Raw genomic sequence first — 18,366 nt, 5'->3', positions numbered from 1 at the left:
CCGTCGCCAGCACACTGCTCAAGAGTTCGGTTATGGCCAAAGTCAACCTCCATAACTACCCAGGAGTTGCCTCAAGAGGACTCCTGGTTGGAACGACAGAATATATGGGTCTGTTGCCCGTACACCCTGAGTTCCCATCACTTCCGCAGGGAGTATACCTATTTTCCCCCCAATGTTGCAAGGAACTCCTTGTTGGTCTTGGTACGAGACAGTCGTCCCAGCAACATTTCCATGGCTTCAGCCGGATCCATATCGGCCAGCACCTTGCGCAACAACCACATTTTCTGTATGACATCCTCGCCCAGAAGCAACTCCTCGCGCCGGGTGCCCGACTTGAGGATGTCGATAGCCGGGAAGATGCGCCGTTCTTCCAGGCGACGGGATAGGTGCAGTTCCATATTGCCGGTGCCCTTGAATTCTTCAAAAATCACATCGTCCATGCGGCTGCCGGTTTCGACCAGGGCCGTAGCCAGGATGGTCAGCGACCCCCCGCCCCGAATATTGCGGGCCGCACCCAGAAAGCGCTTGGGGAAGTGCAGCGCCGCCGAGTCCAGACCCCCCGATAAGGTACGTCCAGTAGGGGGCGTGACCAGGTTGTTGGCCCGGGCCAGGCGGGTGATGGAATCCAGCAAGATTAGTACGTGGCCCCCTTCTTCGACGATCCGGCGGCTGCGCTCGTGTACAAATTCGGCCACCCGGATGTGGTTTTGCGGGGGTTCATCGAAGGTCGAAGCAATCACATCGGCCCCCTCCACCGACTCGCGAAAATCGGTAACCTCCTCAGGCCGTTCATCGATTAGCAATACGATTACCTTGATATCGGGTTCGTTACGCAAGACGGCCCGGGCCACCTTCTTCAAGAGCGTGGTTTTACCGGCTTTAGGCGGGGCCACAATCAAACCGCGCTGGCCGCGCCCAATAGGAGCCAGCAGGTCTATAACTCGGTTGGAAGACTCCTCGCCGGTGGTCTCGAGGATGATCTGGCGGTCGGGGAACTGCGGGATCAGGTCGTCAAACTTGGGGCGCCTGGCAGCGGCCTCGGGGTCGAGGTTGTTGACCGCTTCCACCTTCATGAGGGTGCCGTAGCGCTCATTTTCACGTGCTGGACGAGCCTTACCCACGATATAGTCGCCCGTACGAAGCTGATACTGCTTAATCAGGCCCGCCGAAACAATTACCGTGCGGGATTCCATGGTGTAGAGGCTTTCCTGCAAGAAGCCATAGCCATCCTGGCTGATTTCCAGATAGCCTTTGGCGATGGACAGGCCCTCCTCGGTGGCCTCCTGCGATAGCAAGAGCATCACCAGCTCATCTTTGGAGAGCTTCTTATAGTTGGGAATGCCTGCCTCAGCGGCCAGCAGGTGTAGCTCGGGCAGGATGCGGCTCGAGAGTTCCTGGTAGCTGAGCGGTACCTGGCTTTCGGCCTTGCGGCGGATTTTCTTGCCGGTACGGGTCACGGTGACCTGGGCTTCGGCGTTGGGGTCGGCTGTAGTTGTTTTTGGCATTGCACTGACTCCAGTTCTAAAAAAAGGCTTACTGGTGCTACACCCTGGCGCTGGCCCTGGCCCAGTCCTCGAGGAAAGCTTTGAGGCCCAGGTCGGTCAGGGGGTGCTTGATGAGTTGCTGAAACACTTTGGCAGGCATGGTAGCAATGTCGGCACCCAGCATGGCGGCCTGGGTCACATGACGGGGGTGGCGAATCGAGGCCGCCAGGATGCGGGTACCGAGGTTTTGCACCTGGAACAGCTCGGCAATCTCGCGGATTAAATCCATGCCCTCCCAGGAAATGTCGTCGATGCGACCCAGGAAAGGCGAAACACACCAGGCCCCGGCTTTGGCACACAAAAGGGCCTGGTTGGCCGAGAACACCAGGGTCATGTTTACCCGGATACCCTCGACAGCGAGGGTTTTGCAAGCCTTGAGCCCCTCGATGGTGGTGGGAAGCTTGACCACTAAGTGTTCGTCGATAGTCGCCAGACGACGCCCTTCGGCCACCATATCGGCTGCTGAGGTCGAAACCACTTCCGCCGAGACTGGCCCCTGCACGATCTCACATATTTCTTTGATGGTGGGCTCGAGCGGACGACCCGACTTAGCAATCAAGGAAGGGTTGGTAGTAACGCCCGCAAGCACGCCCCAGGCTGCGATTTCCTTGATTTCATTTACCTCGGCAGTATCCAGATATAAGTCCATACCGCATTCACTCCTTCCCGCGTCTGGCCACATTTGTGCGGATTTTCCAAGCGAGTATATCGCCGGTTAGGGATGAGAAGCAAGAGATTGATTGTTGACGCGGGGATAGCAGCTTGCTACCATTCAGGTTAGCCGGTTGCCAGCAGTGAAATATAGCACACGCTGCACCCGGTGTAAAGGGCCGGGGACGAGTACGCCTTCAGCGACCACAAAGCGAGCCTGGGAGGGTGCAAGCCAGGCGGCAACCTGAAAGCTGAAAATCACCCCGGGATAGTTTGGGAAGAACGAGCGACCACGCTCTAGTAGACCCCAACGGGTGCGCCCGAGATAGCGCAGTAGAGTGCCTGAATGAAAGCTTATGGCTGGTAGCCACATGCCCATTTTTTGCTTCATCAGCTATTAGCCAAAAACAACATTCAGGAAGTGCGGTGGTAACGCGGGAAAACTCGGCAGAGATTCTCGTCCGCACCTGAGGAACCCGAGGGTCACAGGTCGGACTTTTTTGTTGATTACCGGTGGTTCGACCCTTGACCAGGGGTGGCGCCTCAGAAAGGAACCGACTATGGTGGAGGAGAAAAAGCTATTCCAGGAGATTAAGGAAACCAACTTCCCCCAACTAGAGGAAAACATTCTTGCCTTCTGGCGCGACAACCACATTTTCGCCAAATCCGACCAGAAGACCGCACCCAAGGGCGAGTTTGTCTTTTACGAAGGCCCCCCAACGGCCAATGGCAAACCGGCCATGCACCACGTGCTGGCCCGTAGTTTCAAGGACATCTTTCCGCGCTACAAAACCATGCAGGGCTACCACGTCACCCGCAAGGGGGGCTGGGATACCCATGGTCTACCAGTAGAAATTGCTGTGGAGAAAAAGCTGGGCGTGTTGGGCCGCAAAACCCTCAACCGCGATGAGATCGCGGAGTTTACCAGGCAGTGCCGCGAGTGGGTTTTTGCCAACATTGAGGACTGGAACTACTTTACCGAGCGAATGGGCATGTGGGTAGACCTGGAAAACGCCTACGTGACCTATCACAACAGCTACATCGAGTCGGTGTGGAACCTCCTGAAGCGCATGTGGGATAAAGGGATGGTGGTGCAGGACTACAAGGTAGTGCCCCTATCACCGCGCATTTCCTCGACCCTCTCGCAAAACGAAATTGCCGATGGCTACCGCGAGGTGGACGACCCCAGCGTGTATGTGCGCTTCCCTCTAAAGCTAGAAACTACCCCCAAAGTGGTGAGCGATAAACTTCAGGCGCAAGGGGTGCGGCTCCTGGATCTGGATAACCTGGCCATTCTGGTATGGACGACGACGCCCTGGACGCTGCCCTCCAACACCATGGCTGCGGTAAATCCTGAGATGGACTACGCAGTGGTGCGCTCCCCTTCGGTGGGGCATCTGATTTTTGCAGTCGAGGCGGTGGAGCGGCTTCGCGAATTGCATAAAGAAGACCTCGAGGTGCTCGCCCTCCTCAAGGGGAAAGACCTGGAGTGGTGGGAGTACACCCCCCCTTTCCCCGAAGTGTGTGTGGAGCTGGGGGTTGTGAAGGCGCAGGGGGAAAAGCGGCCCGATGGCAAGCCGGTCATGCACTTTGTGGCCCTGGCCGACTTTGTGAGCGCCGAGGACGGTTCGGGGGTGGCCCACGAGGCCCCGGTCTACGGTGCAGAAGACCTCGAGCTTTCCCGTCAGTATGGTACGCCCCTCCTCTTCGGCACCAACGAGTACGGGATCATGCAGGTCACGGACGAGCGCGGCAAGTTTTTCAAGGAGGCCGACAAGGGACTCATTCGCATCATGAAGGAGCGGGGGGTCATGTACCACGCCGGCCAGATTCGCCACCGCTACCCCTTCCACGACCGCACCGGCGACCCCATCCTGTACTTTGCCAAGCCAAGCTGGTACATCAAGACCTCCAATTTCCGCCAGGCGCTCTACGACAACAACGAAAAGATCAACTGGATTCCCGAACACATCAAACACGGGCGCTTCGGCAACTGGCTCAAGGACAACGTAGACTGGGCCATCAGCCGCGAGCGCTACTGGGGCACGCCGCTGCCCTTCTGGGTCTCGGAGGACGGCTCGGAGTACGTCTGCGTGGGAAGTGTAAAAGAGCTTTCGGAGCTGGTTGGGCGCGACCTTTCGAACCTGGACCTGCACCGCCCCTACGTGGACGAAATCACCTTTGTAAAAAACGGCAAAACCTTCCGCCGGGTGCCGGAGGTGCTCGATGTGTGGTTCGACTCCGGGGCCATGCCCTATGCCCAGTGGCATTTGCTGCTGGACCAAGAGGGCCAACCCCTCCCCGGCACCGAGGAGAACTATCGGCTCTGGCAGCGGCACTTTCCCGCCGATTACATCTGCGAGGCTATTGACCAGACTCGGGGCTGGTTCTACTCGCTGCACGCTATCTCTACCTTGCTCTACGGCCAGCCCTGCTTCAAGAACGTCATCTGCTTAGGGCACCTGGTAGACGAGAAGGGGCACAAAATGTCCAAGAGCAAGGGCAATGTGGTGGAGCCCCTGCCCATGTTCGACAAGTACGGAGCCGACGCGGTGCGCTGGTACCTTTTTACCGGCTCCGAGCCCGGCGAGCAGAAGCGCTTCTCCGAGCGGCTGGTGCAGGAGGCCCAGCGGGGCTTCCTGGGTACGCTGTGGAACGTCTACAGCTTCTTTGTGCTCTATGCGAACCTGGACAAGCCCGACCTGCGCAACCGCCCCCCGGTGGAGGCGCGGCCCGAGATGGATCGCTGGCTGGTGGCCCGTAAGCAGCAGCTTATCGAGCGGGTAACGGCAGCTTTGGATGTTTACGATGCCAGAGGTGCTGGAAAGGAACTCGAGCAGTTTGTCGAGGAACTTTCCAACTGGTACGTACGCCGCAACCGCCGCCGCTTCTGGAAAAACGAGGATGCCACCGACCGGGAATCGGCCTACGCTACGCTATGGGAAGCTCTGGTGGTGGTGGCCCAGATGGCCGCGCCTTTTACTCCCTTTGTGGCCGAGGCCCTGTGGCAAAACCTGGTGCGTTCGGTTCTGCCTGAAGCCCCTGAATCGGTACACTTGTCGGATTGGCCCAAAGCCGACTCCAGGCTCCTGGACGAGACCCTGCTCACCCAGATGGGCGCAGTGGTAAAGGTGGTGGGGTTAGCCCGGAGTGCGCGGGCCATCAGTGGCATCAAGACCCGGATGCCCTTGCCCAGGGTACTGGTAACAGCCCCCACCGAGGCCGAACTAGCGGGACTGCGCCATTTTGCCGACGAAATTGCCGAAGAACTAAACGTTAAGCAGGTCGAGGTGCTGGCCCTGGGGGAGGAGTTGCTCACCTACCGGGTACTGCCGAACCTGCCGGTGATGGGTAAGAAGTACGGCAAACTGGTTCCAGCGATTCGGGCCGCCCTGGCCGAACTTGACAGCAGGATGGTGGCCAAAACCATCAAGGCAGGACATAGCGTCCGCCTCGAGTTGGGCACCCTGGATGGCTCTGTCATCAGCCTTACCCCAGAAGAGCTGCTGCTAGAGGCTCTCTCGCCCGAAGGCTACTCAGCCCAGGAGCAGGATGGCTATCTGGCCGCGCTCGAGGTCAGGCTCGATGAGCAGTTGTTGCTCGAGGGCCTGAGCCGCGACCTGATCCGCCTGGTGCAACAGGCCCGCAAGGAAATGGGCCTGAATGTATCGGATCGCATTCACCTGACCTATGCTGCCGAGGGCAAATACGCCGAGTCTCTGGTGCAGTTTGGCCCCAGGCTCCAGGAGGAAACCCTGGCCCTCTCGCTTGTCCAGGCTGAGCCGGTTGGCCATATCGTAGAGCTGTCGGATGAAGAGGGTACCGTCAGGTTTGGGCTCAGTAAGGCCTGAATAAATCAGGCCAGATTCGGTTAGTTCGTCACCGTTTGGTGACGAACTAACCCGACCGAAGTTATCCGCGTAGCGGAGGGCGATACCGCCCCTTGGAAGGGAGACGCTTTCTTCGCCGACCGACAGGAAGGGGTGTGCTCTAGGATTCAAAAAGACAGCCTCTGGTGTTTTTGGCTTTGTGAACTGTCTTTTTGAGTCCGGTATCAGCGGGTAGGCTTGAAGAAGTCGGCCTCAGTAAAGGTCAAATTGATCTCCACTTCCATCAGCTCGCCCCTGGCGGTCAGCGCCCCATCGATATAGTTTTCCCACTTTTGCGGCAGGCGCACGCCCTGCACAGTCTGGTAGTTGGAAAAGAAAGTAATGCTCTCCCCTACGCCAGGAATGGTCAGGCGTTCACCCAGAAGTAAACCATCGGCGCCGAATAGATAGGTGCTCACCCAGCCCTGGGTACTGACCGTCAGCAGGCGGCCGGTCTGGTTGCGCAGGCTGCCTTGTGACACACTGGCCCGCTCGCGGTTGCTGCTACCGTACTTGAGGCCCAGCCAGCCGGTGTAGAGGCTCGAGCGCAGGATCTCCCGCTCTCTTGCAGGCAAAGGCCTGAGCGAAGTCTCCCGACTCCAAAAAAAGCTCTCCTGTGGGCTGTATTGCTGCAAGGCCAGCGGAATGGGGTTTGGGTTATTGAGGCTCTGGGGGTCGTAGATCTCCAGGCGCACCCGGCTGTTGGCAAAATCCACGAGCAACAGGGTTACGATGCGGCTCTCCTCCTTGCCATCAGGGGTGTAGTAGATGTTGGTGGTCACTTCGCGGTAGGTTTTGAGGTTGGCTAGGGCCGATCCACCCAGTACCGTGCGTCCCCGCTCGAGTAGCTGGGCCGCCTCGGGCGAAACCTGGGCTAGGACCAAGCTGCCAAGCAAAATCAAAAGCCAGCTAAAGGCAAACCGATGCATACGATTGAACTTAGCACGTAAAAAGTTCAAATTCCATGCGTCTTTTTGTTATTATTTTCACGATAATATGTGTTCGTGAAAATAATATCGGCCAGCATTTGAAGCGTGGGGTAAAGTTCTGGTCGTGGACTTCAACCTACTGCTAGACAAATACAACCTCGATGCGCTTTTTATCTCCAGTCCCCACAATGTTCTCTACCTATCGGGCTTTGTTGAAGGCAAGGATGCCAAGATTGTTATTACCCGCAGCGGCGCCACCCTGATCACCGATGGTCGTTACATCCTAGAAGCTGGCCAACAACGGCTTCCCCATCGCATTCTGCTGAAGCGCACAGAGATGAACCGGCTGCTTGGGGAGTTCTTTCAGGGTCGGGTCGGCATCGAGGCCGAACACCTGAGCGTAGCCACCCTGGAAAGCTTTAAGAAGGACTTTCCAGACCTCGAGTTCGTCTCTACCTACGGGATTATCGAAGACCAGCGCAAGCGTAAAACCCCTGAGGAAATTGCTCATATTCGCAAAGCCGCCGAACTAGCCGACCGGGGTTTCGAGCATATCTTGCCTTTCATCAAACCCGGCGTGCGCGAGATCGAAGTGGCGCTGGAGCTCGAGTTCTTCCTGCGCAAGAACGGCTCCGAAGGACTGGCCTTTGGTACGACCGTGGCCTCGGGGCCGCGTGGCGCCAGGCCACACGGGGGGGCCAGCGAACGCAAAATAGAGTCGGGGGAGCTGGTCACGCTGGATTTTGGCTGTGTGGTGGGCGGCTACTGCTCCGACATGACCCGCACTGTGGCGGTGGGCAAGGTTTCGACAGAGCTCCAGCACGTCTACCAAGCTGTACTCGAGGCCCAAACACTTGCGCTCGAGGCCGTTGCCCCGGGTAAGAAGGGCCAGGAGCTTGATGCGCTGGCCCGAGCGCACCTAACCAGCCAGGGCTACGGCGAATACTTCACCCACGGGCTGGGGCATGGGGTGGGCCTGTTTATTCACGAGGCGCCCGGTCTGGGCCAGACCTCGGAGGATGTACTCGAGGCCGGTAACATAATCACCATCGAACCGGGGGTCTATATCCCCCAGGTAGGCGGTTGCCGCATTGAAGACCTGGTATTGGTCACCGCACAGGGGCACGAAGTCCTTTCCAAAAGCCCCAAACACTTGATCGAGCTATGAGGCGCTGGCTTGCCCTGTTGTTGTTTTGCGGACTGACCTGGGGACAGGGGTATGTGGTCCAGCCCGGCGATTCGCTGGAGCGAATTGCCCGGCTGTTCCAGGTGAGCGTAGCCGACCTGATGATGCTCAACGGCCTGATCGAAGACCCCTTGCCCGTTGGTCTGGAGCTGGAAATTCCTGCATCGGACTGGGACCCAATGAACCTGGAGGTGCTCCCCCTGCCCGACCCCGTTCAAGACACGGCGCCGGTTGCGTGGGTCTTCATCCGTCCGCCTCTGGCCCCGGAGGAACCCAAAGCGCCCGTTTCTGCGGCCGGTTCGATTCAGCAGGGCTGGGCCTCCTGGTATGGGCCCCGGTTTCATGGCCGCCTTACCGCCAACGGGGAGCGGTTCAACAAGTTTCATCTCACCGCTGCCCACCGCACCCTGCCCTTCAATACCCGGGTTCGGGTGACCAACCTGCAAAATGGCCGGAGCATCGTGGTGCGCATCAACGACCGGGGCCCTTATATTCGCGGCCGGATTATTGACCTCTCTTATGCTGCTGCACGTCGGCTAGGAATGCACCAGCACGGGGTTATTCGGGTAAAAGTGGAGATCCTCAGGTGAAATACGGTTTCCATATGTCCATTGCCGGCAAGCTGGGCGTTGCAGGGGCCGCCGAGGAGGCCCATCTGCTCGGCCTAAGCGCTATTCAGATTTTTGCCAAAAGCCCGCGCAGTTGGAAAACCCGCAGCCTGAAAGCGGGGGAGGTCGAGGGCTTTAGAGCCCGTAAGGAGAACCTGGGCGGCTTGCCCACGGTCATTCACGCTTCTTATTTAGTGAACCTGGCCGCCGAGGGCGAATTATGGGAAAAAAGCGTGTTCAGCCTAGCTGACGACCTGGCCAAGGCCCAGATGCTGGGCATCGAGTATGTGGTGGTGCATCCGGGTTCAGGGCCCGCCGAAAAAGCCAGGATAGGTGCTTTGAAGGCCCGCGAACTGGCCGGACTCGGCAGAAACGGGCCCTGGCTGTTGCTCGAGAACACCGCGGGGGGTGGCGAAAAGCTGGGGGCCAACCTGCACACCCTGGCCGAGCTGGTCGAGGGTACTTCGCTCGGGGTTTGTTTCGACACCTGCCATGCCTTTGCCGCTGGCTACAACCTTGCAGAAGCCCTGGAGGCGCTCGAGCAGACTGTTGGCCTGCAGCGGGTGCCGGTAATCCATCTCAACGATTCGGTGGGCGAACGGGGTTCGCAGATTGACCACCACGCCAACCTAATGGAAGGCAAGATTGGCGAGGAGCTTATGGATTTTGTACTCGACCCCCGCCTCAAGGACAAGATTTTCATCATGGAAACCCCACGGGGCACCCTCGAGGATGCCCACAACCTGCGGATTTTGCGCGGGTGGCTGGGTTTGACCTGAAACGCTGGTTTATCGCTGTAAAGGAACGCACCTGAACAGACTATGGACCATTGGTGACCCCTTGACCACCCTACAGACCAAACAGGCCGAAAAACTGAGTACGCACCGCGCTCAGAAAGTTGCCGAGCGGTTGGCGGAACACCGTCAGCAACAACAGCATGGCCACAATCACATAGGTCGGATTCATCTCCAGTCGCCAGATGTAAGGGTGCCAGCGCAGGGGTAAAAAACTCTGCAAAATTTTGGAACCGTCCAGGGGCGGGATGGGCAAGAGGTTAAAAACGGCCAGATTCAGGTTGACACTCGCCGCCACCACCGCCGCCTGGAGCAACACCCGCAAAAAACCTTGAGGATTTTGCAGATAACCGGCATCGAGCATCCAGCGCAGGATAAGCGCCAGGGTGGTGGCGATGAGCAAATTAATCACGATGCCTGCTATGGAGACCAAAAAGAGCCCCACCCGGTAGTGGCGAAAGTTAGGGGGGTAGATCGGCACCGGCCTGGCCCAGCCAAACCCCACCAGCAGAATCATGACCGAACCAATCAGGTCGAAGTGCTTGAGGGGGTTGAGGCTCACGCGGCCTTGCTCTTTGGCAGTAGTATCGCCCATCCAGAGGGCGCTGATGGCATGACCCCACTCGTGCAAGGCCAAGGAAAGCATCAGCACCAGCGCCACCAGCACAAAAGCCAGGGGGTCTGTTTGCAGAAGTGCCAGCAGCCCCATCTACAACCCGATGGCCGCAAAAAGGCTATTGAGCAACCCGCTGAGTCCTGCGCGGATGGCTGGTAGAATGCCACTCAGGTTCAAGACCAGAAAAATCAGGAAGAAGCCCACAAAGCCATAGCTCTGAAGCTGATCCATGAAGCGGCGGGCCTCGGCGCTGCCGATGGCATAGACCACCCTGGCACCGTCCAGCGGTGGTACCGGGAACAAGAACACCGCCGCGTGGCCGATCATGAGGGAACCGGCCACCTGCATACCAAGGGCGATGCTCGAGGTGGCCGGGCCCACCCCTTCCAAAAGCCTGCCAATCAGGATATAGAAAAAAGCTGCTACAAAAAACCCCAGCGGCCCCATCAGTGCGGTCTGGGCACCCTTGGGGCCAAAGAGCCGCCAGGGCACCAAGCGGGGAAACCCAAAGCCAATCAAGGCCAGGAAAATGAGCCCCAGGCCATCCAGGTGTACCCTGGGCTCCACCGTCAGAAAACCGTAGCGCCGGGGGTCGCCATCTTTGTAGCGATCGGCCAGATAAGCTTGAAACAGGTTGTGCACGACCAGGCCAAAAGCACCTGCCGCAAACGCGACCAGATAGGCCAGGGGGTCTCTACCAAGAAGTTCGAAGAAAAACATGTCGTTACCAGTTTACGGGTTTTAGGCCCAAAGATTGACTGTCCAGACCCAGTGGGTGGGCGAGTGTTCGTGACCCACTGTCGCTGAAGACCAGAGCCAGTACGCCCAACAGGCCGCTTATTCCGACATACGGGTAGTCACAAAGTTGGTGTAAATGGCCCCCCGCTTGTAGAAGGCATTGTCCATGACCTTGAGATGGAAGGGCACGGTGGTCTTGACCCCAGGCCCCTCGATGACGGTCTCGGCTAGCGCCCGGCGCATCCGGGCAATGGCCTCCTCCCGATTCTCACCATGCACAATGAGTTTAGCCACCAGCGAGTCGTAGTTGGGCGGGATGCTGTAGCCAGCATATAGGTGGGAATCCACCCGCACACCGGTGCCGCCAGGGAAGTGCAGGGTTTCGATCTTGCCTATGCTGGGGCGGAAGTCTTTGTCATAGTCCTCTGCATTCAGGCGACACTCGATGGCGTGACCCCTGAGCTGGATATCGCTTTGCTGCAGAGTAAAAGGCTCACCCGCAGCTATTTTTATCTGGAGCTTGACCAGATCGAGACCCGAAATCATCTCGGAGACGCAGTGTTCGACCTGTATGCGGGTGTTCATCTCCATGAAGTAGAAATTACCGTCGGGATCTACGATAAACTCGAGCGTCCCCGCGCCCTGGTAGTTGACATATTTGGCCAGGCGCACACCTGCCGCCAGAATTTCCTGACGCAAGGACTCCTCGAGGCGGCTGGGCGCTTCCTCGATAAGCTTCTGATTGCGGCGCTGGATCGAGCAGTCGCGTTCGCCCACGTGCACCACATGGCCCTTGCCATCCCCCATTACCTGCACTTCCACATGCCGAAACAGTTCGATGTATTTCTCCAGGATGAGGGATGGATCCGAGAAGTAGTTCTGGGCCTCGACCTGGGCCTGGGCAAAGGCAGTTTTCATCTCCTCGGAAGAACGCACTACTTTCTGACCACGCCCACCGCCCCCCGCACTGGCTTTTAGCAGCACCGGGTAGCCGATCTTTTCTGCGGCTTCAAGGGCCTCTTCCACCGACTGCAAAACCCCCGTACCCGGAACGGTGGGCACGTTGGATTTGGCGGCAATCTCCCGCCCCCCTGCTTTGGAGCCCAGGCTATGCATGGACTCCGGGGTAGGGCCAATGAAGACTATCCCGTGGTCGCGGCACATCTCGGCAAACTGGGGGTTTTCTGCCAGAAAACCATAGCCGGGGTGAATGGCTTCGGCTCCCGAGATAATCGCCGCAGACAGTAGATTGGGAATATTGAGGTAGCTCTGGGCCGAAGGGGGCGGCCCGATGCAGATGGCCTCATCGGCCAGCAAAACAGGCAGCGACTGGCTATCGGCTTCACTGTGGGCCACCACCACCTTAATCCCCAACTCCCGCGCAGCCCGCAATACCCGCAGGGCAATCTCACCTCGGTTGGCAACCATTATTTTCTTGAACATAAAGGGCTCTCCAGGCGCACTGGTAGCGCATTGCGGTAGATAGCTATCAGCGCTTATGCCGGCTCGATCAAAAATAGGACTTGGCCGTACTCTATAGGCTCCCCATTGGCAACCAGAATTTTCCGCACCACGCCCGATACTTCGCTTTCGATTTCGTTCATGAGCTTCATGGCCTCGATGATGCACAAGACCTGACCCTTCTTAACGGTATCCCCTTCCTTGACAAAGGGTTCAGCATCGGGGGATGGCGCACGGTAAAACGTACCCACGATGGGCGCCTTGACTTCGACGTATTTACTGGTATCTTCCTTGGGCGTTTCGACCTTGGGAGCTGGCGTTGCGGCCGGTGCCGCAGCAGGGGTTGGGGCTGGCGTCGCTACCGGCGCATGGCTCACAGGCTGCGCTGCCGGAGCCACCGCTGGCGGCTGGATCACCACAGGCGCTGGGGCAGCCACATATTGCACCTCACCACCACGCTTGATCGTGAGTTTGTAATCGGGGGTCTCGAGGGTCAACTCGGACACCTCATGTTCTTGCAGGGCTTGGAGGATGGACTTCAGTTCCTTTGCATTCATGACTGCCTCCGAAACAGTACTGAGCTATAGCTTCATAGACTACCTATAGAAGTATAAGCCCCTGAGGTTGGTTTTACCGATTGCAGGCAGGTATATATGGCCGTCCGCTCTAACAAAAAAGCCCGCCGGCAAGGAAGGGGCTTAAGGGCATCAACCAGGCTATCTGGCCCCTGGTTTGGCCTTCTGTAGAGCCTGGACAGGCTGGTTTAGTCATAACATAGCAACAGTACGGCGGTTCTAGCCGTGCTGGTTACATAACGACCTGTGACGCACGCCGTTATGGCTAAGAACGCGATAAGAATGCGTGTTCGAGATTCGGCTCAGGCGCGACCGAGGTATTCCCCGGTACGGGTATCCACCCGAATAACCTGTTCATTTTCGACAAACAGCGGCACCTGCACCACTGCTCCGGTCTCAAGGGTAGCAGGCTTGGTGCCTCCCGAAACCGTATCTCCCCGCACTCCAGGGGGCGTATCGATGATCTTAAGTTCAACCGAAGCAGGCAAGGTGATGTCCAGAGGACGGCCGTTGTACATGGCTCCCTGAACAGTCATGCCTTCTTTTAGGAACTTGGTGGCCTCGGAAATATCCCGCGAGACATGGAATTGCTCGTAGGTTTCCAGATCCATGAATACCAGTTCATCGCCTTCGGGATAAAGGTATTGAAGATCTTTGGTTTCAACGTAGATGTCCTCGAGCTTCTCACCCGAGTTGAATGAGCGCTCTACGGTTGCGCCGGTCTCGAGGTTTTTGAACTTGGCGACCACTTTGGCGCCGCCCCGTCCAATTTTCTGGTGCTGATAGTCCACGCACTGCCAGAGTGCCCCATCCATCTTGACTTTGGTTCCATTCCGCAGGTCGGTAACGCTGATCATTTGCCCTCCTCGTACCCAAACCAAGAGTGTACAGGATGAAGCCAGCAAAGAAAAGGTGAACCGACTTTTTGGAACTTCAGCACCAGGACAAAGCCAATCCCGAGTATGTCTATCGCAGCGAGGCCGGATCGCTGGCGTCACGTAGGGCATCCCCCAGGGGAATTATCGCATTCCCCACCATTACACCTCACACAGTGATGTTTCCCAGGCCCAACAAGCCCCACTGCGACACTATTCGTGTATCAGCTATCCCGCTGCACCCCGAACAACCAGAACTGGCGTAGAGCAGTTGTGCAGCACTTTATCGGTGACGCTGCCCATCATCACGCGATCAATGCCTTTTCGTCCGTGGGTTGCCATCACGACCAGGTCGTGTTCCTTTGCAGCCTCGAGAATAGCCGGCACGGGGTGTTCCTCGACAATTAATGCTCGGGTATGAACCCCCTTCGATTCAGCTTCGGCTGAAATGCGGCTCAGAACTTTTTGGGCTTCAGCCTTGAAGTCATTCATAAGCTTTTCGAAGTATTCCGGTGGCTGGGTAGTGTAGTTCTTGAAGGGTTCGTACGGGCTTTCGATGGCATAGAGTATCGTCACCTCTCCCCCGGACAGTTTGGCTAGATCCAATCCTTGCTCGAGGGCACCCTGGCTAAACTCGCTGCCATCCGTGGGGATCAGGATTTTTTTGAACATAAGAGCCTCCTCAGGGCGTACAGGTCAATACAGCACAAGGCTTTCGCTCTGGTCAATACCCTAAACCTGTACCCCAGGGGCTTGTGTCCCTCAAGAAAGATGCGCAGCCAACGGCAAGCCGGTTTTCTAAAATACGTCTTCGGGCTTTTTCTCCATTTTGCCGGTGAGCCAGTAAATAATGCGTTCCGAGATATTCTCGAGGTGGTCCCCCAGGCGCTCGTAGCTACGGGCCACCCGGCCCAGGGTGAGGGCTTTGGTGATGGTGCGGGGGTCTTCCATCATGTAGGTCAGGAGTTCGCGCGAGACCTCCTCATAGAGGCCATCAATCTCGTCGTCGCGGCGGAATATTTCTTTGGCAGCTTCGATGTCACGCTCGGCAATTGCCTTGGAAACCAGGTCGAGCATCAGGGTCAGGCGGCGGCCCATATCGGGCAGGGTGATGTAGTTTTTGAGGGGGGGCTCTTTGGCCAGCACAATCACGTCTTCGGCCACGTGTGCGGCGTAGTCGGCGGCCCGCTCGAGGTCGGTCAGGGCTTTGATAATGGTAAAGGCAAAGCGCAAGTCCGAGGCCACCAGCCCCTGGCGGGCCATAAGGGTGATGGTCTGGGCCTCGATTTCCAGCTCCAGGGCGTCTACCTCGGCATCCTGGGCAATAATTTCCTGGGCCAGCCGGGGGTCTTGTTCGGCCAGCGCCTTGGCGCTTTTATCCACCATCTCGCGTACCAGCGAGATCATACGAATGGTCTGTTCGGTCAGGTGGTTCAGTTCACGATCCAGGGTTTCGCGCATAGCCATACTCCGTACCTCCAGTTTAAACAGGTGTTTGGGTTGTCTGACGATTATAGGCAGTACCGGCATGGAGGGGGAACGTCAGGCCGAAAGCATTACCGTTCTCCAGGGCGCGTCCATAAGCGGTGCCGCCCCATCCCGCCGCCAGCCGCCGCACCAGGGCCAGCCCCAGGCCTGTGCCGCGCACATTGGCTGCATGTACCCCGCGCTGGCCGGCCTGGAAGAGCTTCTCAAACTCTTCTAGGGGCTGACCCTGATTGCGGACCTCGAGCCACACCCCATCGGCGTTTTGCCCGCTGACAACCACAATTTCAGCACCGGTTCCATACTTCAGGGCGTTATCCAGCAGGTTGAGCAGGGCCTGGTACACCGCGTCGGGATTGGCCCGGATGGTATGGGGGGTTTGCCACTGAATCCAGGCCGACTTTTCGGCCAGTTGAGGGGCCAGGAAGCGCTCGAGGCGGCTTCGCAAATCTTCCAGGGCAAAGGTACGTTCTTGCGAAGGGCGGCGGGTCAGGGGCAGGTCTTCTACCAGGCGCCGCAAGCGCTGGGTTTCCTGGTAGAGCATCTGCAAGGCTTCTTTTGCGTCCGGGCCTTTCAGGCCACCTTGCAAAGCTTCCAGCAAAGAGAGCATCCCGGCCACGGGGGTGCGGAACTCGTGGGCCAGCATCCGGCTGGACTCCTCGAGGGCCTCGACCCGGTTTTTTTCCTCGGTTTGATCCCACAAAAGCAGGATGCCGGGCACGGCTTTGGCCCACACGGTACGGTTACGGGTCTCGATAGTGGTCTCGCCTCCAATACGGCAGAGCGCCTCGAGTTTGTGGTCACGCAAGGCCAGCAGCAACGGGCGGCCCAGCACCCTTTCGCGCTCGATGCCCAGCAGCTCGGCTGCCACCGGGTTCAGATAAAGCACCCGGTCTTCTGCAAAAACCAGCACCCCTTCGCGGGCTGCTTCCCAGGCATCTTTCAAGAGGGTGTCCATGAGGCTATGGGCTTGGTGGAACCGGGCCGGGCTGGTTGCTGGGCACGCCGACCCTCACTCCCTGAAGCGATACCCTACACCGCGCAGGGTTTCCAGGAAGCGGGGAGCCTTGGGGTCTTCGCCCAGCTTATCTCGTAACTGGGCTACGTGCTGATCCACGGTGCGGGCCGTACCCAAGAACTCCTGACCCCAGACCCGCTCCAGGAGTTCTTCGCGGGTGTAGACCCGGCCAGGGTGTCGGGCCAGAAAAGCCAGCAGTTCGAACTCCCGGCGGGTGAGCTCGAGGGCGTGTCCGTCCAGAAAAGCCTGATGTCGCTCCAGATCCAGGCTCAGCGCGCCTCGTTCCAGCCGCCCACTTTTACCCACACGGCGCAACAGGGCCTGCACCCGTGCAATAAGCTCGGGGGTAGAAAATGGCTTTGTCAGGTAATCATCAGCCCCACGGGTCAGTCCCTCAACCCGGTCTCCTTCGCTGGCCCTGGCAGTGAGCATCAGCACCGGCAGGTTTTCGTAGCGTCCGTCGCGGCGCAAGCGATCCAGGAGCCGCACCCCTGGCTCATCCGGGAGCATCCAGTCGAGGATGACCAGGTCGGCACCGGCGAGCTTCTCCCAGGCTTCGCCGGCAGTGGGCGCCTCCAAAACCTGATGCCCGGCCTTGGATAGCGAAAGCCGCAACCCCATACGAACAGAGGGTTCATCCTCGACCAAGAGCAATTTAGACATCCCTAATAGTTTATTCTCATCCCTGTCAAGCAAATGTCATGCAAGGCAGGCAAAAGCCGACTCCTGCTTCAGCAAATAACCGTGAAACACTAGAAGCCTCTGTAGAGCACCCAGGCCAGCAGGAACCCCCTCATCGTCCAGGCCAGGGTTCGAATCCAGTTGGTCGTTACCAGTAGAGCATGGGCTTGGGCGTCAAAACCTGTGGCCAGTTTGGCGTGCAGCGGCACCGAAACCAGCAGGGTAGTCAGCCAGATTACCCCCACTAAAGCCAGGCCCAACCAACCGACCCAGACGGGCAGGCTCGAGGGCCACAAGGTCAGGATAGCAATGGCAGTGAGCAGCTCGAGCAGCATCAGGGGCCCCACCACCAGGGTAATCAGGTTGGCGTGGGCGGCTTGGTAGCCAGCAAACTCCGCCGACCCGACCCTGTTAAAAAGCGGATAATGAACCACCTGCACCATCCAGATGAGCCCCAGCAAAAACCAGGTAGCAGCGAAGTGCAGTACCAACACGCCCTTGAACAGCCCGTCGGTCATGGTTGGTGCCTCATCCCTTTCAGCTTATAGCCCAAACTGATTTCCTTTAGTTGACTGTACATCACAGACCAAAGCTCTGCGGGCCTGCTGGTATGGTTCTCTTCGGGATGTTCGGGTAAGCTACGCCGTGGTATGGAAGCCCTGCTCAACACGGTAGTCCCCGTCGCCTTTATCGTTCTGATGGGCTATCTGGTCGGCAAGCGCATAGACTTCGACCTGCAAACGCTCTCCAAGCTTTCCATTTACGTGCTGGTTCCAGTGCTAATTTTCGATGCCATGCTCAGGGCTAAACTGACCGGAGCCAGTGTGATCGGGATTACGGCAGCATTTTTCCTGGCCTCCATCGCGTTGTATTTTCTGGGGCTGGCGCTCAGCAAATGGCTGCACCTTGACCAGGGCTCGAGCAAGACCCTGATTGCATCCGCCACTTTTCCCAACTCGGGCAACATGGGGCTTTCCCTCACCTTTTTTGCCCTGGGGCAGCCCGGTCTGGATCGGGCCATTGTGTTCTTCATTGCCAGCAGCGTGCTGATGTTTGGGCTGGGACCCGCCTTCTTGCGCGGGGGTGGGTTTATGCAAAGCCTCTGGTTCACCCTGAGGCTGCCGCTGTTCTGGGCCCTGGCTGGGGGCTTGCTGGTGCGCGGGCTGGGTATCCCGCTGCCCCTGGGGCTCGACGAAGGGGTGCATCTTCTAGAATCTACAAACCACCTTACCCAAATCAGGCACTGCAGTTATGTTTAGAGCATGAACCGCCGTGCTTACCCATCGGACGTCCGTGATGAGGAATGGGCTCTGGTGCTGCCCTATTTGACCCTCGC

18 protein-coding genes are annotated in these 18,366 nt (G+C 58.2%); 5 read left to right on the top strand and 13 right to left on the bottom strand.

Features of this window, described 5'->3' with window-relative positions:
• Positions 1–158 precede the first annotated feature (158 nt).
• Positions 159–1,436 carry a transcription termination factor Rho gene (rho, locus tag Mhypo_RS00095; RefSeq protein WP_119339419.1) on the bottom strand — a complete coding sequence of 426 codons (1,278 nt, stop codon included), beginning with the start codon at positions 1,434–1,436 and terminating at the stop codon, positions 159–161.
• Positions 1,437–1,542: 106 nt separating this feature from the next.
• Complete coding sequence (gene fsa / locus Mhypo_RS00090) at positions 1,543–2,193, bottom strand: fructose-6-phosphate aldolase (protein ID WP_119339327.1); 651 nt, start codon at positions 2,191–2,193, stop codon at positions 1,543–1,545.
• 562 nt (positions 2,194–2,755) lie between these two features.
• Here fsa and ileS point away from each other — a divergent pair.
• Positions 2,756–6,046 (top strand): isoleucine--tRNA ligase, encoded by a 3,291-nt coding sequence (ileS, locus tag Mhypo_RS00080; protein ID WP_119339325.1) that lies wholly within the window; start codon positions 2,756–2,758, stop codon positions 6,044–6,046.
• Positions 6,047–6,249: 203 nt separating this feature from the next.
• Here the strand turns inward: ileS and Mhypo_RS00075 are convergent, their stop codons facing one another.
• Positions 6,250–6,993, bottom strand: a complete 744-nt coding sequence (locus Mhypo_RS00075; RefSeq protein ID WP_119339324.1) for a hypothetical protein — start codon at positions 6,991–6,993, stop codon at positions 6,250–6,252.
• A gap of 124 nt (positions 6,994–7,117) precedes the next feature.
• On the opposite strand from Mhypo_RS00075, the gene Mhypo_RS00070 reads away from it, so the two are divergent.
• Genes Mhypo_RS00070 through Mhypo_RS00060 form a run of 3 tightly spaced genes read left to right on the top strand, consistent with a single transcriptional unit; the run spans position 7,118 to position 9,566 of the window.
• Positions 7,118–8,161 carry a M24 family metallopeptidase gene (locus tag Mhypo_RS00070; protein WP_119339323.1) on the top strand — a complete coding sequence of 348 codons (1,044 nt, stop codon included), beginning with the start codon at positions 7,118–7,120 and terminating at the stop codon, positions 8,159–8,161.
• On the top strand, positions 8,158–8,769 hold the full coding sequence (locus Mhypo_RS00065) for a septal ring lytic transglycosylase RlpA family protein (RefSeq protein ID WP_240637048.1): 612 nt from the start codon (positions 8,158–8,160) through the stop codon (positions 8,767–8,769). The genes Mhypo_RS00070 and Mhypo_RS00065 overlap by 4 nt, the downstream gene beginning before the upstream one ends.
• Positions 8,766–9,566, top strand: a complete 801-nt coding sequence (locus Mhypo_RS00060; protein ID WP_119339322.1) for a deoxyribonuclease IV — start codon at positions 8,766–8,768, stop codon at positions 9,564–9,566. Before Mhypo_RS00065 ends, Mhypo_RS00060 begins: the two co-directional genes overlap by 4 nt.
• A gap of 70 nt (positions 9,567–9,636) precedes the next feature.
• Here Mhypo_RS00060 and Mhypo_RS00055 read toward each other — a convergent pair whose 3' ends face one another.
• The 10 genes from Mhypo_RS00055 to Mhypo_RS00010 form a co-directional block, all read right to left on the bottom strand.
• Positions 9,637–10,284: a site-2 protease family protein gene (locus Mhypo_RS00055; protein WP_170148170.1), complete on the bottom strand. Its 648-nt coding sequence runs from the start codon at positions 10,282–10,284 to the stop codon at positions 9,637–9,639.
• Positions 10,285–10,290: 6 nt separating this feature from the next.
• Positions 10,291–10,917 (bottom strand): site-2 protease family protein, encoded by a 627-nt coding sequence (locus Mhypo_RS00050; protein WP_119339320.1) that lies wholly within the window; start codon positions 10,915–10,917, stop codon positions 10,291–10,293.
• Between the two features lie 117 nt (positions 10,918–11,034).
• On the bottom strand, positions 11,035–12,378 hold the full coding sequence (gene accC / locus Mhypo_RS00045) for an acetyl-CoA carboxylase biotin carboxylase subunit (RefSeq protein ID WP_119339319.1): 1,344 nt from the start codon (positions 12,376–12,378) through the stop codon (positions 11,035–11,037).
• Positions 12,379–12,431: 53 nt separating this feature from the next.
• A complete protein-coding gene (accB, locus tag Mhypo_RS00040) occupies positions 12,432–12,953 on the bottom strand; it encodes an acetyl-CoA carboxylase biotin carboxyl carrier protein (protein ID WP_119339318.1) in 522 nt (173 codons plus the stop codon).
• 320 nt (positions 12,954–13,273) lie between these two features.
• Complete coding sequence (gene efp / locus Mhypo_RS00035) at positions 13,274–13,828, bottom strand: elongation factor P (protein WP_119339317.1); 555 nt, start codon at positions 13,826–13,828, stop codon at positions 13,274–13,276.
• Between the two features lie 246 nt (positions 13,829–14,074).
• Positions 14,075–14,518, bottom strand: coding sequence for a universal stress protein (locus tag Mhypo_RS00030; protein ID WP_119339316.1), 444 nt, complete (start codon positions 14,516–14,518; stop codon positions 14,075–14,077).
• A gap of 126 nt (positions 14,519–14,644) precedes the next feature.
• The gene (gene phoU / locus Mhypo_RS00025; RefSeq protein WP_119339417.1) at positions 14,645–15,307 is read right to left on the bottom strand and encodes a phosphate signaling complex protein PhoU; all 663 of its coding nucleotides are present in this window, start codon (positions 15,305–15,307) and stop codon (positions 14,645–14,647) included.
• 22 nt (positions 15,308–15,329) lie between these two features.
• Positions 15,330–16,289: a sensor histidine kinase gene (locus tag Mhypo_RS00020; RefSeq protein WP_119339315.1), complete on the bottom strand. Its 960-nt coding sequence runs from the start codon at positions 16,287–16,289 to the stop codon at positions 15,330–15,332.
• Between the two features lie 54 nt (positions 16,290–16,343).
• Positions 16,344–17,012 (bottom strand): response regulator transcription factor, encoded by a 669-nt coding sequence (locus Mhypo_RS00015; RefSeq protein ID WP_119339314.1) that lies wholly within the window; start codon positions 17,010–17,012, stop codon positions 16,344–16,346.
• A gap of 89 nt (positions 17,013–17,101) precedes the next feature.
• The gene (locus Mhypo_RS00010) at positions 17,102–17,548 is read right to left on the bottom strand and encodes a hypothetical protein (RefSeq protein ID WP_119339313.1); all 447 of its coding nucleotides are present in this window, start codon (positions 17,546–17,548) and stop codon (positions 17,102–17,104) included.
• 132 nt (positions 17,549–17,680) lie between these two features.
• On the opposite strand from Mhypo_RS00010, the gene Mhypo_RS00005 reads away from it, so the two are divergent.
• Positions 17,681–18,289, top strand: a complete 609-nt coding sequence (locus Mhypo_RS00005) for an AEC family transporter (protein WP_240637047.1) — start codon at positions 17,681–17,683, stop codon at positions 18,287–18,289.
• The last annotated feature ends 77 nt before the right edge of the window (positions 18,290–18,366 follow it).

Source organism: Meiothermus hypogaeus, from assembly GCF_003574035.1.
Taxonomy (GTDB): Bacteria; Deinococcota; Deinococci; order Deinococcales; family Thermaceae; genus Meiothermus; species Meiothermus hypogaeus.
The sequence above is the reverse complement of the archived record's forward strand: the minus strand, read 5'-3'. Positions and strand labels throughout refer to the sequence as shown.